Source organism: Kitasatospora phosalacinea (assembly GCF_030268885.1).
GTDB lineage: Bacteria > Actinomycetota > Actinomycetes > Streptomycetales > Streptomycetaceae > Kitasatospora > Kitasatospora phosalacinea_C.
This window is the reverse complement of record NZ_BSSA01000022.1, coordinates 1-16,649: the sequence shown is the minus strand read 5'-3', so window position 1 is coordinate 16,649 and position 16,649 is coordinate 1. Positions and strand designations below refer to the sequence as shown.

Genomic DNA, 16,649 nt, shown 5'->3' with positions numbered 1-16,649 from the left:
TGGGGACGGAACGTTTCTCAACCGGAGGGGGCCCGAACGTGCCACAGTCTCGCAACAGAAGTTGACGGGCGGTCACGGTGGCCCCCGGCCCCGCGACCGCCCGCCGTCTACCCCCGGAGGGTCAGCAGTACACCGTCGAGTTCGTCCGGCTTGACCAGGACGTCGCGGGCCTTGGAGCCCTCGCTGGGGCCGACGATGCCGCGGGACTCCATCAGGTCCATCAGCCGGCCGGCCTTGGCGAAGCCGACCCGCAGCTTGCGCTGGAGCATCGAGGTCGACCCGAACTGGGTGGTGACGACCAGCTCGGCGGCCTGGATCAGCAGGTCGAGGTCGTCGCCGATCTCCTCGTCGATCTCCTTCTTCGGCCCGCCGCCGACCACCACGTCGTCCCGGTAGCGGGCGGTCAGCTGGTCCTTGCAGTGCTGGACGACCTTGGCGATCTCCGCCTCGGTGACGAAGGCGCCCTGCATCCGGACCGGCTTGGAGGCGCCCATCGGCAGGAACAGCGCGTCGCCCTTGCCGATCAGCTTCTCGGCGCCGGGCTGGTCGAGGATGACCCGGGAGTCGGCCATCGCCGAGGTGGCGAAGGCCAGCCGGGACGGCACGTTGGCCTTGATCAGGCCGGTGACCACGTCCACCGAGGGGCGCTGGGTGGCCAGCACCAGGTGGATGCCCGCGGCGCGGGCCAGCTGGGTGATCCGGACCACCGAGTCCTCGACGTCGCGCGGGGCGACCATCATCAGGTCGGCCAGCTCGTCGACGATCACCAGCAGGTACGGGTAGGGCGTCAGCTCGCGCTCGCTGCCCGGCGGCGGCTGGACGGTGCCGGCCCGGACGGCGGCGTTGAAGTCGTCGACGTGCCGGAAGCCGTAGGCCGCCAGGTCGTCGTAGCGCATGTCCATCTCGCGCACCACCCACTGGAGGGCCTCGGCGGCCTTCTTCGGGTTGGTGATGATCGGCGTGATCAGGTGCGGGATGCCCTCGTACGCGGTCAGCTCGACCCGCTTGGGGTCGACCAGCACCATCCGGACCTCGTCGGGGGTGGCGCGCACCAGCACCGAGGTGATCAGGCAGTTGATGCAGGAGGACTTGCCCGCGCCGGTCGCGCCGGCCACCAGGACGTGCGGCATCTTCGCCAGGTTGGCCATCACGGTGTGGCCCTCGACGTCCTTGCCCATGCCGACCACCATCGGGTGGCCGTCCTCGGCGGCGGCGCGCGAGCGCAGCAGGTCGCCGAGGGTGACCATCTCCCGGTCCCGGTTCGGGATCTCCACGCCGACCGCGGACTTGCCGGGGATCGGCGAGATGATCCGCACGTCGGGGGTGGCCACCGCGTAGGCGATGTTCTTCGCCAGCGCGGTGATCCGCTCAACCTTCACGGCGGGGCCGAGCTCGACCTCGTAGCGGGTCACCGTCGGGCCGCGGGTGAAGCCGGTGACCCGCGCGTCGACCTTGAACTCGGCGAACACGCCGGTCAGTTGGGCCACCACGTCGTCGTTGATCTGGGAGCGGGCCTTGGCCGGGGCGCCGCGCTCCAGCAGGTCCAGCGAGGGCAGCGCGTAGGTGATGTCGCCGGAGAGCTGGAGCTGCTCCATCCGCACCGGGGCCGCGCCGTGGCCCTCGGGGGCGTCGGCGGCCCGGGCGGCGGGCACCTCGGGCGTCCACGGCTCCTCCGGCGGGGCCGTGTTGTCCTTGACCTGGCCGACCATGCTGGCCACCGCGGGCGAGCCGGGCACGCCGTACAGCAGCGCGCCGTCCAGGTCGGCGGCCACCCCGGCCGCCAGGTCCCGGGTCTGGTACGGGTCCTTCTCCAGGGAGAGCGGCTCGGTCGGCTCCGTGCCCCCGGGCTCCTCGGCCTTGCGGCGGCGGCGCCTGCGGCGGGCGGAGAGCTCGTCGTTCTCGACGGTGATCGGCAGCGCGTCCGGGTCGGCGTCCTCGGGCGGGGCGGTGGAGTACGCGCGCTCCCCGGTGGCCGGGTCGGCGTCCTGCAGGACCTCGTCGCCGGGCAGCGGCTCGACCACGCCCAGGCGCACGCCGAGCTGCCGCAGCCGCTCGGGGATGCGGTTGACCGGGGTCGCGGTGACCACCAGCAGGCCGAAGAACGCCACCAGCAGCAGCAGCGGGACGGCCAGCGGCGGGCCCGCCGCGGCCATCATCGGGGTGGAGGCGCCCCAGCCGAGCAGACCGCCGGCCTGCCGGATCTTCGTCGCGCCCGCGCCCATCGCGGGGCCGCCGCAGCCGATGTGCACCAGGCCCAGGACGCCGACCACCAGGGTGCTCAGGCCGATCGCTATCCGGCCGTTGGCCTCCGGCACCTCGGGATGGCGCATCAGCCGGACGGCGAGGGCGCCGAGCAGGAACGGCACCAGCACGTCGAGCCGGCCGAACAGGCCGGAGACCACGTTGGTGGCGGCCTCGCCGAGCCAGCCCTGCGGGCTGAACCACGTCCCGGCGGCGGTCACCAGGGCGAGCGCCAGCAGCAGCAGCGCCACCCCGTCCTTGCGGTGCTCGGGGTGCAGGTTGCGGGCGCCGTGGCCGAAGCCGCGGAACAGCGCGCCCACCGAGTGCGCCAGGCCCAGCCAGAGCGCCCGGACGGCCCGGAAGAGTATCGGCCGCTTCGGCGGGGGCGGCGGGGGCGGCGGGGCCGCCCTCCTGGCCGGGGCGGCCTTCTTCGCCGCGGCCTTCTTGGCGGGCGCGGCCTTCTTCGCCGGAGCCTTCCTGGCCGGCGCGCCCTTGGCCGGCCCGGGCTTGCTCGTGCGTGCGGCGGCGCTTCCGGGCGTTCGTGTGGCCATGGGGGCAGCCTACCGGCGCGCCCGGGCCGCGGACATGCGCGGGCGCACTTCGGCGGGTTGTGTCGCCGACCCGCCGTCAGCCGCCCGGGAATCACCCGGACGGAGGACCCTGGCGGCCCGTCAGCCGGAGCCCGGGCGCAGCGCGTCGAGGGCCCCGCGCAGGCCGGCGATCTTCCGCTCCAGGTGCGCGGCGGTCGCCGCGGCGCCGCCGTCGGAGCCCGCCTCCAGTTGCTTGGTGAGCGCCTCGGCCTGCTCCTCGACCGCGGCCAGCCGGGCCGACAGCTCGCCCAGCAGCGCCCCGCCGATGGCCGGTTCGGCGCCCGCCTCCAACTGCAGGCGCAGCAGCGCGGCCTGCTCCTTCAGCTGGGTGTTCTTCTGGTACAGGTCGACGAAGACGGAGACCTTGGCCCGCAGCACCCACGGGTCGAAGGGCTTGGAGATGTAGTCGACCGCACCGGCCGCGTAGCCGCGGAAGGTGTGGTGCGGGCCGTGGTTGATCGCGGTCAGGAAGATGATCGGGATGTCCCTGGTCCGCTCGCGCCGCTTGATGTGCGCGGCGGTCTCGAACCCGTCCATGCCGGGCATCTGGACGTCCAGCAGGATGACCGCGAAGTCGTCGGTGAGTAGGGCCTTGAGCGCTTCCTCGCCGGAGGAGGCGCGCACCAGGGTCTGGTCGAGCGCGGAGAGGATCGCCTCCAGGGCGAGCAGGTTCTCCGGACGGTCGTCGACCAGGAGGATCTTCGCCTTCTGCACCAGGACCCGCCCTCCTGCCGGTTGTTTCCCGAGGGCCGGCACCTTCGTACCGCCCATCACTGCCCCGGTCATGCTAGCCGTACCCCCTCGCCCGCCACAGGCCCGGTGCCGGGCGTCACCGTCCGGTCACTGTTGGCAACGACCGGTGACCCTACCGGGTTCCCGCCCGCGGGGGCCAGCCGGAGCGGGCCCCCGCGGGTGGCGGTCACCTGACGGGCAGGTGCTGGCGCATCACCGCCAGCAGGTGGTCGGTCTCCACCGGCTTGGTGATGTGGTCGGTCGCGCCCGCCTGGAGGCTCTTCTCGCGGTCGCCCTTCATCGCCTTGGCGGTCAGCGCGATGATCGGCAGGCCGGAGAAGCGGGGCATCCGGCGGATGTGCTCGGTGGTCGCGTAGCCGTCCAGCTCGGGCATCATGATGTCCATCAGCACCAGGGCGACGTCCTCGTTGTGCTCCAGCATCTCGATGCCCTCGCGGCCGTTCTCCGCGTACAGCACGGTCAGGCCGTACTGCTCCAGCACGCTGGTGAGGGCGAAGACGTTGCGGATGTCGTCGTCGACGATCAGGACCCGCTCGCCGTCGAAGCGGGGCGGGGCGCCGGCCGGGCGGGCGGGTTCGCCCTGGCGCGGGACGGTCTCCTCGGCGGGGCGGGGGGTCTCGGCCGGGCGGCGGCGCTCGACGGTGGAGCGGCGGCGCTCCTCGACCAGTCCGCGGGCCTCCTGGGTCCACTGCTCGGCGGGGGTGCGGGGGGCTTCGAGGGCGCGCGGGGCGCCCGCGCGCTCCAGGGTGACCGGTTCGGGCCCCTCGCTGCGCAGCGGCAGGTAGAGGGTGAAGGCGGAGCCGCGGCCGATCTCGCTCTCGACGTGGATCTCGCCGCCGAGCAGCCGGGCAATCTCCCGGCTGATCGACAGGCCCAGGCCGGTGCCGCCGTACTTGCGACTGGTGCCGCCGTCGGCCTGCTTGAACGCCTCGAAGATCTCGCGGAGCTTGTTGCCGGGGATGCCGATGCCGGTGTCGGAGACCGAGAAGGCGATCAGCGGCTCGTCGGGGTCGGCCATGGTGCCGGACTCCAGCAGCTGCTCGCGCACGTGCTGCGGGATCTCCTGGCCCGCGACCGGGCGGATCATCAGCTCGACCGCGCCCGCGTCGGTGAACTTCACCGCGTTGGAGAGCAGGTTGCGCAGCACCTGCTGCAGGCGCTGCTCGTCGGTGTGCAGGGTGACCGGCAGGTCCGGGGAGACCCGGACCGCGAAGTCCAGGTTCTTCTCGGCGGCCAGCGGCCGGAACGCGGCCTCCACGTAGTCGACCAGCTGGACGAGCGCGATCCGGGCCGGGCGGACGTCCATCTTGCCCGCCTCGACCTTGGACAGGTCGAGGATGTCGTTGATCAGCTGGAGCAGGTCGCTCCCCGCGCCGTGGATGGTCTCGGCGAACTCGACCTGCTTGGCCGACAGGTTGCCCTCGTTGTTGTCGGAGAGCAGCTTGGCCAGGATCAGCAGCGAGTTGAGCGGGGTGCGCAGCTCGTGCGACATGTTGGCGAGGAACTCGCTCTTGTAGCGGGAGGCCAGCGCGAGCTGCTCGGCGCGCTCCTCCAGGATCTGCCGGGCCTCCTCGATCTCGCTGTTCTTGATCTCGATGTCGCGGTTCTGCTGGGCGAGTTGCTCGGCCTTCTCCTGCAGCTCCTCGTTGGTGCGCTCCAGCTCCTCCTGGCGGGCCTCCAACTCGGCGGAGCGCATCGAGAGTTCGGCGGTCAGCCGCTGGGACTCCAGCAGCAGGCCCTCGGTCTTGGTGTTGACCGAGATGGTGTTGACGGTCACGCCGATCTGGTCGGCGATCTGGTTGAGGAAGTCCAGCGCGACGGCGGTGAAGCTGGAGAAGGTGGCGAGTTCGATCACGCCGAGCAGTCGGCCCTCGAACAGCACCGGCATCACCACCACGTGCGCCGGGGAGGACTCGCCGAGGCCGGAGGAGATCTTCAGGTAGCCGGGCGGGGTCTCCTTCAGCACGATCGGCCGCTTCTCCACGGCGGCCTGCCCGATCAGCCCCTCGCCGAGCCGGAAGGTGGTGGGCATGGTGCGCCGGTGGTAGCCGTAGCTGCCGATCAGGCGCAGCACGACGTCGTTCTCGTCGTCGTCCTCGGTGACGAGCTCGGCGGCCCGGCCGGCCGGCTGGGCGAGGAAGAAGGCGCCGTGCTGGGCGGAGACCACCGGGGTCAGCTCGCTCATGATCAGCGAGGCGACGGCGGACAGGTCGCGGCGGCCCTGCAGCAGGCCGGACATCCGGGCCAGGTTGGACTTGAGCCAGTCCTGCTCCTTGTTGGTCCGGGTGGTCTCGCGCAGGTTGGCGATCATCTGGTTGATGTTGTCCTTGAGCTCGTCGAGCTCGCCGGACGCGTCCACGTTGATCCGCGGCGACAGGTCGCCGCGGGTGACGGCGGTGGCGACCTGGGCGATCGCGCGCACCTGCCGGGTCAGGTTGTTGGCCAGCTCGTTCACCGACTCGGTGAGGTCCTGCCAGGTGCCCGCGACGCCGGGGACGCGGGCCTGGCCGCCGAGGCGGCCGTCGGTGCCGACCTCGCGGGCGACCCGGGTGACCTCGTCGGCGAACGCGCCGAGCTGGTCGACCATGGTGTTGATGCTGGTCTTGAGCTCCAGGATCTCGCCCCGGGCGTCCACGTCGATCTTCTGCGAGAGGTCGCCGCGGGCGACGGCGGTGATCACGAGCGCGATGTTGCGGACCTGGCCGGTCAGGTTGTTGGCCATCAGGTTGACGTTCTCGGTCAGGTCCTTCCAGATCCCGGCGACGCCGGGCACGCTGGCCTGGCCGCCCAGGATGCCGTCGGTGCCCACCTCGCGCGCGACGCGGGTCACTTCGACGGCGAAGGCCGACAGCTGGTCGACCATGGTGTTCAGGGTGTCGGCGAGCGCGGCGACCTCGCCCGCCGCGTCGATGGCGATCTTCTTGGACAGGTCGCCGCGGGCCACCGCGGAGGCGACCTCGGCGATGTTGCGGACCTGGTTGGTCAGGTTGGACGCCATCAGGTTGACGTTGTCGGTCAGGTCGCGCCAGATGCCGGAGACGCCGGAGACCCGGGCCTGGCCGCCCAGGATGCCGTCGGTGCCGACCTCGCGGGCGACGCGGGTCACCTCGTCGGCGAACGCGGACAGCTGCTCGACCATGGTGTTGACGGTGGTGACGAGCTCGCGGATCTCGCCCTTCGCGTCGACGGTGATCTTCTTGGAGACGTCGCCGCGGGCCACCGCGGTGGTCACCTCGGCGATCGAACGCACCTGGCTGGTCAGGTTGTTGGCCATCAGGTTCACCGAGTTGGTGAGGTCCTTCCAGGTGCCGGAGACCCCGGGCACGCTGGCCTGGCCGCCGAGGATGCCCTCGGTGCCGACGTCCCGGGCGACCCGGGTGACCTCGTCCGCGAACGCCGAGAGCTGGTCGACCATGGTGTTGATGGTGTTCTTCAGCTCCAGGATCTCGCCCCGGGCGTCGACCTGGATCTTCTGCGACAGGTCGCCCTTGGCGACCGCGGTGGTGACCTGCGCGATGCCGCGGACCTGGCTGGTCAGGTTGTTCGCCATCGAGTTGACGTTCTCGGTGAGGTCCTTCCAGACCCCGGCCACCCCGGGCACCTGGGCCTGACCGCCGAGGATGCCGTCGGTGCCGACCTCGCGGGAGACCCGGGTGACCTGCTCGGCGAAGCCGGACAGCTGGTCGACCATCGTGTTGATGGTGTTCTTCAGCTCCAGGATCTCGCCGCGCGCGTCGACCTCGATCTTGCGCGACAGGTCGCCCTTGGCGACCGCGGTGGTCACCTCGGCGATGTTGCGCACCTGCGCGGTCAGGTTGGCCGCCATGAAGTTCACCGAGTCGGTCAGGTCGCGCCACACGCCGGCCACGCCCGACACCTGCGCCTGGCCGCCGAGGCGGCCCTCGGTGCCCACGTCGCGGGCCACCGTGGTGACCTGCGCGGCGAAGGAGTTGAGCTGGTCCACCATGGTGTTGACGGTGTTCTTCAGCTCCAGCATCTCGCCGTCGACGTCCACCGTGACCTTGCGCGACAGGTCGCCGCGGGCCACCGCGGTGGTCACCTCGGCGATGTTGCGCACCTGCGCGGTCAGCCGCCCGGCCATGGTGTTGACCGAGTCCGACAGGTCCTTCCAGGAGCCGGAGACGCTGCGCACCCGGGCCTGGCCGCCGAGCTTGCCCTCGGTGCCGACCTCGATCGCCACCCGGGTCACCTCGTCGGTGAACTCCGACAACTGGTCGACCAGGCCGTTGACCGTCCGGCCGACCTTCAGGAACTCGCCGCGCAGCGGGTAGCTGGCCCCGGTGGTGTGCAGCGAGCGCAGCTCCATGGTCTGGGTCAGGTCGCCCTCGGCGATCGAGGACAGCACCCGGCCGACCTCGGCCATCGGCCGGGCCAGGTCGTCGATCAGCGCGTTGCAGTTGTCGACGGCCGCCATCCAGGCGCCCTCGCCGACGCCGCTCTCCAGCCGCTCGGAGAGCCGACCCTCGCGGCCCACCGCCCGCCGCACCCGGGCCAGTTCGCCGGTCAGGTGCTGGTTGCGGTCGGCGACCTCGTTGAACACCGCGGCGATCTCGGCCAGCAGGCCGTCGCCGGGGAAGGTCAGCCGGCGGCGGAAGTTGCCGTCCCGCATCGCGGTCAGCGCGGTCAGCAGCTTGCGCAGCTCCGCGGGCTCCGCGCCGCGCCCCGGGCCAGGGCGCCGCCCGCCGCCGGCCCGCGACGGCGGCACCGGGCGGGCGCCGCGCGCAGCGGCGGTCGTCGTACCGGACACGTCCTTGGTCGCCGAACTCAACGGGGCCCTCCCAGGTCCTGACTCGGTTCACCGCCGCGGGAGGAGAAGGCGTCCGGCCGTCGCTCCCGCGCCGTCCCCCTCGACCGTACTGCGGCGGTGACGGCACGCGGACCCCCCAGTGTGGCAGGACCCGTCCCCGGTGTCGGACCGGTTGCGGAGGGTTTTCTCGACGAGCAGGGAAAGTGGTGAACGAAATCACTCCCAGGGGCCTGTTTCGGCGCCCCGGCCCCACTGGGTACCAACCGGAAAGTAGGGTGGAGGGCCGCACCGGGCCTGGGCGGGGCCGCACCGCGTCCGCCGCACCGCCCGCAAGCTTCCCGACCTTCCGTCGGACCAGCAGCAGAGGAGACGTGGCCGTGGTCACCGCGCGCACAGCCGCCACCTTCGAACCGGTCGACCGGTCGGCCGCCGCGGCCCGCGGCTTCGTCCGGGACGCCCTGCTCGGGTGGGGCGTGCCCGAGGTGGTGGACGACGCCGTGGTGCTGGTCAGCGAGCTGGTCACCAACGCGGTGGTGCACGCCGGGACGGCCGCCGAGGTGGTCTGCCTCCAGGAGGAGGAGACCGTCCGGATCGAGGTCAGCGACCGGCACCCGGAGCGCGGCCTGCCCTCCTTCGCCAACGTGACGATGAACTCCGAGCGGTACGCCGACCCGGACGGCGAGGGCGGCCGCGGCCTGCTGATGTGCTCGGCGCTGTCCAGCAGCTGGGGCGTGGAGTACGCGGCCGGGCGCAAGACCGTCTGGTTCCGCCTGGCCCTGCCCGAGCAGCACCCCGGCACCCGGTACGCGCTGCCCAGCCTGCCCGGCGGCGAGCTGCCGGCCGCGGACGGGCCGGTGCGGGTCGCCGTGGTGCAGCTCGACGACCACGGGCGGGTCCGGCACTGGAACGCCGACGCCGAGTCGCTCTTCCACCGGCCCGCGGACGCCGTGTTCGGCCGCCCCTGGGCCGAGCTGGCCGTCTGGCCGCAGACCCCCGGCCTCGGCCTCGGCGACACCCTGCGCCTGGCCCGCTGGGAGGGCTCGTACGCGGTGCGCGGCGGCGACGGCGCGGTGCAGGAGGTGTACGGCACCCACGTGCGGCTGCGCGACAGCGGCGGCACCCCGACCGTGCTGTGCCTGCTGGTGCGGGAGGCCGACCGCGCGGTGCTGCGCACCCCCGGCACGCCCGGCGCCGCCGTGGAGGGCGCCACCACCGCCGTCGAGCCGCTGGACCTGCTGGTCGGGCCGGTCTCCCCCGACGACCTGTCCAGCCTGCTGCAGCGGATCGTCGAGCGCGCCCGCGACCTGCTGGACGCCGACGCCTCCTACCTGCTGCTCACCAGCGAGGACGAGACCGAGTTCGAGCTGCGCGCGGCCACCGGCCTGGCCGGGCCGTCCCGGCGCTTCTCCCGGCTGCCGATCGACGCCGGGGCGGGCCGCTTCGACTCGGCCCGGCTGCCCGCCGTCCACGAGGACCTGGCGGTCCGCCCGACCGGCGCTGCCCCGCTGCTGGACGGCACCGACCTGCGCTCGCTGATCACCGTCCCGCTCAAGGTCGAGGGTCGCCTGACCGGTTCGCTCGGGGTGGCCGCGGCCGCCCCCGGCCGCTACGACAACGAGGACGCACTGCGGCTGCAGTTCGCCGCGGACCGGATCGCGCTGGCCCTGGAGAGCGCCCGGCTGAGCGAGCTGGAGCGGCTGCGGCGCGGCTCGCTGTCCTTCCTGGTGGAGGCCTCCGACCTGCTGGCCGGCACCCTGGAGCACGAGCAGACACTGGCCCTGATGGCGCAGATGGCCGTCCCCACGCTCTCCTCCTGGTGCGCCGTCTACACCACCCCGGACGTGACGGCGGGCGCCGAACTCGCCTTCGTGCTGCACGAGGACGAGGACCGGATCGACGCGCTGCGCGCCCTGCTCGACAAGTCCCCCGCCCCGGAGGCGGTGCCCAGCCCCGGGGCCCGCCCGTGGACGGCGCCCGCCGAGACCGCCCGGGCGCTCGGGCACCCGGTCGGCCCGGACCTCGGCGAGACGGTGGTGCTGCCGCTGTCCGCCCGCAACCGGGTGATCGGCCTGCTGGTGCTGGGCACCCGGCGCGGCGTCCGGTTCCGCCAGGAGATCCTGGAGCTCGGCGAGGACCTCTCCCGCCGGGCCGCCCTGGCCCTGGACAACTCCCGCCTGTACTCCGAGCGCACCGCCACCAGCCAGGCCTTCCAGCGCGCCCTGCTGCCGCCGGAGCTGCCGAAGATCCCGGGCGTCGAGGTGGAGGTGTTCTACCAGGCCGCGGGCGAGGGCAACGAGGTCGGCGGCGACTTCTACGACCTGTTCCCGATCCGCGAGGGCACCTACGGCTTCGCGATCGGCGACGTCTGCGGCACCGGCCCGGAGGCCGCCTCGGTCACCGGCCTGGCCCGCAACTCGCTGCGCCTGCTGGCCCGCGAGGGCCTGAGCGCCCCGCAGGTCCTGACCCGGCTGAACGCGGCGATCCTGGAGGAGGGCAGCCGGGCCCGCTTCCTGACCCTGCTGTACGGCGAGCTGACGCCCCGCGAGGACGGCTCGACCGCGCTGTCGCTGGTCTGCGCCGGCCACCCGCTGCCGCTGCGGCTGCGCACCGACGGCCAGGTCGACCAGGCCGCCTCGCCGCAGCCGCTGCTCGGCGTGATGGACGAACTCGACCTGACCGCCGAGGAGTTGGTGCTGGCCCCGGGCGAGGTGCTGCTGTGCGTGACGGACGGCGTGACCGAGCGCCGGGAGGGCCGCCGGATGCTCGGCGACGAGGGCCTGGTCGAGGTGCTGACCGGCTGCGCGGGCCTGACCGCGGGTGCGGTCGCGGCCCGGGTGCACCGGGCGGTGGAGCGCTTCGCGCCCGAGCCGCCGTCCGACGACATGGCGATCCTGACGCTGCGCATTCCGACCCAGCGCCGGAACTGACCGGAACGGCCGCCCGAACTGGTCACGGTTTGCTCACACTTGCTCATTCTGCGTGATTCACAAGGGTACAAAACCGGGCCGCCGGGTACACCGTAAGCACCGGGGGCTTCCACCCCGGAGGGCATGACCGGCGGCCGCGCCGTCGGTTCTCTCATTCGCCGCAGCCGCCGCACCCTCCCTTCGGTGCGCCCACGACCCGGCACCCGGCACCACCTCGCACGCACCCACCCTTCACCGTGATCCCGCCATGCCCTGGCGCAGAGTGAAAGGAGCCTCCGGTGAGCAACGAAGCCTCCGGGGCGAATGCCCGATCCGCTGACGCGGGTCCGCTCGGTTACCTGGCCCTCGGTCTGACCCTGCTGGCGTACGGCCTGCTCGGCACGGGTGTCCTCAGCGGCACCTCGGCCGGCGGCGCCTCCTCGCTGGCGCACCTGGTCGGCGGCGTGACGCTGTTCGTCGCCGGCCTGTGGCAGTTCCGCGGCGGCGACCGCTTCAGCGGCACCGCGTTCACCACCCTGGGCGCCTTCTGGGCGACCTGGGCCGCGGCCGGCCCGGCCGGCAAGAACACCGCGGGCCTGTTCCTGCTGCTGTGGGCGCTGCTGGCGCTCACCCTGACCGCCGCCTCCTGGGGCGCCGGCCTGCTCACCCGCGCGGTCTACGGCCTGCTGACCGTCTCCCTGGTGCTCAGCGCCATCGGGGCGTTCGGCGACGCCTCCGGCTGGGGCAAGGTCGGCGGCTGGGTCGCCGCCGTGGCCGGCCTGGCCGCCTGGTACTCGGCCACCGCCGAGCTGACCGGCGGTCGCTGGGGCAAGGTCGCCCTGCCGGTCAAGTAGTCGGACCGCCGCACCACCGCACTGCCGCACCACCGCCCGTCCCGGAGCCCGGACGCCACCCCCACGGCGCCCGGGCTCCGGCATGTCCGCAGGTCAACTCCCGCTCGCGGTCGTTCACTTGACAGGGCTGACGGCCCTTCAGTTCTATAGTGCTAGGAACCTAGATAAATGAGGTTGCGGTGATCGAGTTCCACATCGAGCCCCGGTCCGGCGTCGCCCCCTACCTGCAACTGGTCCACCAGGTGCGGCAGGCCCTGCGCCTGGGCCTGCTGTCCGAGGGGGACCGGCTGCCCAAGGTCAAGGAGGTCGCGGCGAAGGTCGCGATCAACCCCAACACCGTGCTCAAGGCGTACCGCCAGCTGGAGAACGAAGGACTCGTCTCGCCCAGGCCCGGCGTCGGCACCTTCGTCAGCGGCACCCTCGGCACCCTCGCGGCAGCCGAACACGAGCCGCTGCGACGGGAGTTGGCCCGCTGGCTGGCCGCCGCCCGGGCCGCCGGACTGGACGAGGAGTCCATCGAGGCGCTGTTCCGCCAGACCGTCCGAAGTCCCACCGAAGAGGAGCGATGACCGCGATCGTCGAAACCCGGGCGCTGCACAAGCGCTACGGCCGCCGCCCGGCCCTCACCGACTGCACGCTGAGCGTCCCGGCCGGGAGCGTCGTCGGCCTGGTCGGCCCGAACGGCGCCGGGAAGTCCACCCTGCTGCAGCTCGCCTGCGGCCTGCTCACCCCGACCAGCGGCACCGTCGAGGTGTTCGGCGCCCCGCCCGGCCAGCTCGCCCGGGTCGGCTTCGTCGCCCAGGACACCCCGCTCTACCCGACGTTCACCGTCAGCGACCACCTGCGGATGGGCGCCCGGCTCAACCCCCGCTGGGACGCCGCCCTCGCCGAGCGCCGCGTCCGACAGGCCGGGCTCGACCCCGCCCAGAAGGCCGGCCGGCTCTCCGGCGGCCAGCGCGCCCAGCTCGCCCTCGCCCTGGCCGTCGCCAAACGACCCGAACTCCTGCTGCTGGACGAGCCGGTGGCCGCCCTCGACCCGCTGGCCCGGCGCGCCTTCCTGCAGGGCCTGATGGAGTTCGTCGCCGAGTCCGAACCGCAGCCCACCGTGGTGCTCTCCTCCCACCTGCTCTCCGACCTGGAACGGATCTGCGACCACCTGGTCGTGCTGGCCGACTCCCGGGTCCGCGCCGAGGGCGGCATCGACGACCTGCTCGCCACCCACTTCCGGCTCACCACCGCCCGCCGCGACGCCGACACCCTGCCCGCCGGGATGCGCGTCCTGCACGCCGAGCACACCGGACGCCAGAGCACCTTCACCGTCCGCGCCGCGGCCCCCGTCGACGACCCGTCCTGGGTGATGGAGCCGCTCGGCCTGGAGGACCTGGTCCTGCACTACATGTCCGACCCGTCCGAGTCCGCGCCCGCCGACCCCCGCCCCGTCCCGGAGCCGCAACGATGACCTGGCTGACCTGGCGCCAGCACCGCGCCCAGTTCCTCACCGCCGCCGCCCTCCTCGCCCTCGCCGCCGCCTACCTGCTGGTGGACGGCCTCCGGCTGCGCCACGAGATCCACGGCCTGCCCACCGACTGCGGCATCGACCGGTGCTTCGACCTGGAGCAGGTGATCACCGGCAGGCGCAACGCCTACCTCGCCGCCGGTGCCCTCGTGCTGCTCGCCCCCGCGCTGATCGGCGCGTTCTGGGGCGCCCCGCTGATCGCCCGCGAACTGGAGACCGGCACCCACCGGACGGTCTGGAACCAGAGCGTCCCCCGCGGCCGCTGGCTGGCCGCCAAGCTGCTGCTCACCACCGCCGCCGCGGTCCTCACCACCGGCCTGCTCAGCCTGCTGGTGACCTGGTACGCCGCCCCGTTCGACCGCTTCGACCACGACCGCTTCCAGCCGCTGCTGTTCGACCTCCGCGGCCTCGTCCCGCTCGGCTACGCCGCCTTCGCGGTCGCGCTCGGCGCCTGCACCGGCCTGTTCCTGCGCCGCACCCTCGCCGCGATGGCCGTCACGCTGGCCGTCTTCACCGCCGTCCAGGTCCTGGTGCCGCTGGCCGTCCGCCCGCACCTGCAGCAGCCCGTCCACGAACTGGTCGCCCTGGGCAAGGGGCCCACCCGCCACGGCTCGTTCGCCGGCTTCGACACCCCGGGCGGCCGCCTCGGCCCGGACTCCCGCATGATCGCCGTCCTCGACGTCCCCGACGGCTGGGTGCTCTCCGGCCACACCCCGCAGCCCGCGCGCGACGCCACCGGCCGCGTCCTCACCCTCGCCTCCCTGCCCTGCCCGAGCTCCGGCCCCCTCCCCCCGGACGGCTCCTGCGTGGCCCGGGCCGACCTGTACGTCGCCGTCGACTACCAGCCCGCCGACCGCTACTGGACCTTCCAACTCGCCGAGACCGGCCTCTACGCGGCCCTCGCCGCCGCCCTCGCCGCCCTCACCTCCTGGGGCCTGCGCCGCCGGCTCGGCTGACCGCGGGGTGGGCGGGAGCGGCGGCCGGACCGAGCCGCTCCGCTCCGACCGCCCCTCCCGTCCACCCCGCACCTCCCGCATTCCCCTGCCCCGTTCACCTCCGGTTGCTACTGTCTGCGTGCGGAGGGGGACGGATGGGTCACTGGCTGGTCGGTACGGAGTGCCTCGCCGCGTGCCGTTTCGCCCTCTCACCCCTGGTCGAGACGGTCGCCGCGGTCGGCATCCTCGCCGAGATCCGCCCCGAGCCCTGGCGCCGCCACTGGCTCGCCACCCACCAGCCCGCCTTCCGGGCCCACCTCGCGGCCGCCCCGCACTCCGCCGCCTGGCTCGCCGACCGCCGACCGTCCGACTGGCCCGCCGCCCTGCACCTGCCCGTCCCCGACCCGGACGCCGACCCCGGCCTGCTCGACCTCACCGCCACCGACCTGCCGCCCGCCCTCGCCGACCTCCTCGACTGGACGTGGCAGCACGTCGTCCGTCCCGAATGGCCCGCCCGCCTGCACGCCCTGCGCACCGACCTCACCGCCCGCCGCGAACGCGCCGCCCGCCACGGCTGGCCCGCCGCCCTCCCCCACCTCGGCCCGCAGCACCGCTGGCTCCCCGACGGCCGCCTCCGCCTCACCGCCCCCGACCTCCCCCCGCGCCCGGCGACCGAACTGCTCCTCGTCCCCACCAGCGCCCGCCACGGCTGGCTCCTCCCGGACGCGTCACACAGCCGCCTCGCCGTCGTCTACCCCGTCTCCGCCGCCCCCGTCCCCGGCCCGCGCACCCCGCCCGCCAGCCTGGGCCGGCTGCTCGGCAGCGCCCGCGCCGCCCTCCTGGCCGAGCTCGACCGCCCGCGCGACACCGCCCGACTGGCCGCCCGCACCGGCCTCAGCCCCGCCGCCGTCGACGACCACCTCACCGTCCTGCTCGACGCCCGCCTGGTCGCCGCCACCAGCACCGCGGGCCGCTACTACCGCACCGCCCTCGCCGAGGCCCTGCTCTCCGCCCAGCCCGGCTGACCGACCACCCTCCCGCGCCGCCGCCCTCAGCCCTGCCGCACCGCGCTGCGCTCCCGCTCCTCCACCACGTCCCGCGGCGCCCCGTCCGCCCGGCCGTCCCGCTGCCGCCACCCCGAGACCGCCGCCTGCACCAGGTACACCGTCAGCAGGATCACCACCGCCACCAGACCGTCCGCCCAGAAGTGGTTCGCCGTCACCACCACCACCCACACCGTCACCACCGGGTGCAGCACCATCAGCCACCGCCACGGCCCGCGCGCCACCGAGACCACCGCCACCGCCGTGATCACGCACCAGGCCACGTGCACCGAGGGCATCGCCGACAGCTGGTCCGCCACCACCCCCGCCACCGCGTTGCCGTACACCGACTGCCCGTACTGCTCCGCGAGGTCCACGAACCCGCTCCCCGGCAGCATCCGCGGCGGCGCCACCGGAACGAACTGGATCAGCAGGCACACCGCCGTCGTCGCCACCACCGTCGTCCGCACCCACGCGTACCGCGCCCGGTGCCGCAGGAACAGCCACATCAGCACCACCAGCATCACGCCGAAGTGCATCGTCGCGTAGTAGTAGTTCGCCCCCTGCACCAGCCACGGGTGCCCCACCACCGCCCGCTGCCAGGACGCCTCGTCCGGCAGCCCGAGATCCCCCTCCGTCCGGTGGATCCACTGCGCCCGCTCCAGCGCGTGGTCCGTCCCCATCAACGACAGGTGCCCCACCACCTGCCACAGCGCGAACAACGCCAGCAGCGTCCCCGCCTCCCGCAGCACGTCCGCCGCCGTCCCCGCCCGACGCCGCCGCACCTCCCCCGCGGCCCGCCGAGCCACCCCCCTCCTGACGGCGAACGCCGCAGCGTACAGCGCCGCGGAGGCACCGGCCGAGGTTTGCCACGTCAACGTCAGGTTCTGCATTCGCGCAGGCTACCCGCAGTGCCCCGGAAACGCGAGAAAGCCCCCTGACATCCCGTCAGGGGGCTTTCTCTGAAAGATTGTTCGGCGGCGTCCTACTCTCCCACAGGGTCCCCCCTGCAGTACCATCGGCGCTGTGAGGCTTAGCTTCCG

Annotated in this window: 10 protein-coding genes and 1 rRNA gene; 6 read left to right on the top strand and 5 right to left on the bottom strand. The window is 73.5% G+C overall.

The features are described 5' to 3' along the window. Nucleotides 1-107: 107 nt before the first annotated feature. From QSK52_RS26770 to QSK52_RS26760, 3 genes are all read right to left on the bottom strand, one after another. The gene (locus QSK52_RS26770) at nt 108-2,792 is read right to left on the bottom strand and encodes a DNA translocase FtsK (RefSeq protein WP_285738727.1); all 2,685 of its coding nucleotides are present in this window, start codon (nt 2,790-2,792) and stop codon (nt 108-110) included. Nucleotides 2,793-2,912: 120 nt separating this feature from the next. Continuing rightward, on the bottom strand, nt 2,913-3,548 hold the full coding sequence (locus tag QSK52_RS26765) for a response regulator (RefSeq protein ID WP_285738811.1): 636 nt from the start codon (nt 3,546-3,548) through the stop codon (nt 2,913-2,915). A 202-nt stretch (nt 3,549-3,750) separates the two neighbouring features. Continuing rightward, nucleotides 3,751-8,373, bottom strand: a complete 4,623-nt coding sequence (locus QSK52_RS26760) for a HAMP domain-containing protein (protein WP_435053377.1) — start codon at nt 8,371-8,373, stop codon at nt 3,751-3,753. A 356-nt stretch (nt 8,374-8,729) separates the two neighbouring features. Between QSK52_RS26760 and QSK52_RS26755 the strand changes: the two genes are divergently transcribed. The 6 genes from QSK52_RS26755 (at nt 8,730) to QSK52_RS26730 (ending at nt 15,588) form a co-directional block, all read left to right on the top strand. Then, nucleotides 8,730-11,279 (top strand): SpoIIE family protein phosphatase, encoded by a 2,550-nt coding sequence (locus tag QSK52_RS26755; protein WP_285738726.1) that lies wholly within the window; start codon nt 8,730-8,732, stop codon nt 11,277-11,279. Between the two features lie 278 nt (nt 11,280-11,557). Next, the gene (locus tag QSK52_RS26750; RefSeq protein WP_285738725.1) at nt 11,558-12,112 is read left to right on the top strand and encodes an acetate uptake transporter; all 555 of its coding nucleotides are present in this window, start codon (nt 11,558-11,560) and stop codon (nt 12,110-12,112) included. 179 nt (nt 12,113-12,291) lie between these two features. Then, nucleotides 12,292-12,681: a GntR family transcriptional regulator gene (locus QSK52_RS26745; protein ID WP_285738724.1), complete on the top strand. Its 390-nt coding sequence runs from the start codon at nt 12,292-12,294 to the stop codon at nt 12,679-12,681. Then, nucleotides 12,678-13,571, top strand: coding sequence for an ABC transporter ATP-binding protein (locus tag QSK52_RS26740; RefSeq protein WP_285738723.1), 894 nt, complete (start codon nt 12,678-12,680; stop codon nt 13,569-13,571). The genes QSK52_RS26745 and QSK52_RS26740 overlap by 4 nt, the downstream gene beginning before the upstream one ends. Further along, nucleotides 13,568-14,584, top strand: coding sequence for an ABC transporter permease (locus QSK52_RS26735; RefSeq protein WP_285738722.1), 1,017 nt, complete (start codon nt 13,568-13,570; stop codon nt 14,582-14,584). The genes QSK52_RS26740 and QSK52_RS26735 overlap by 4 nt, the downstream gene beginning before the upstream one ends. 134 nt (nt 14,585-14,718) lie before the next feature. Then, nucleotides 14,719-15,588: an ArsR family transcriptional regulator gene (locus tag QSK52_RS26730; RefSeq protein WP_285738721.1), complete on the top strand. Its 870-nt coding sequence runs from the start codon at nt 14,719-14,721 to the stop codon at nt 15,586-15,588. Between the two features lie 26 nt (nt 15,589-15,614). Here QSK52_RS26730 and QSK52_RS26725 read toward each other — a convergent pair whose 3' ends face one another. Together QSK52_RS26725 and rrf are read right to left on the bottom strand one after the other, a co-directional pair. Further along, entirely contained in the window at nt 15,615-16,499 is an 885-nt protein-coding gene (locus tag QSK52_RS26725) for a phosphatase PAP2 family protein (protein ID WP_285738720.1), read from the bottom strand. 79 nt (nt 16,500-16,578) lie between these two features. Next, nucleotides 16,579-16,649 (bottom strand): 5S ribosomal RNA (rrf, locus tag QSK52_RS39710); the annotation flags it as partial.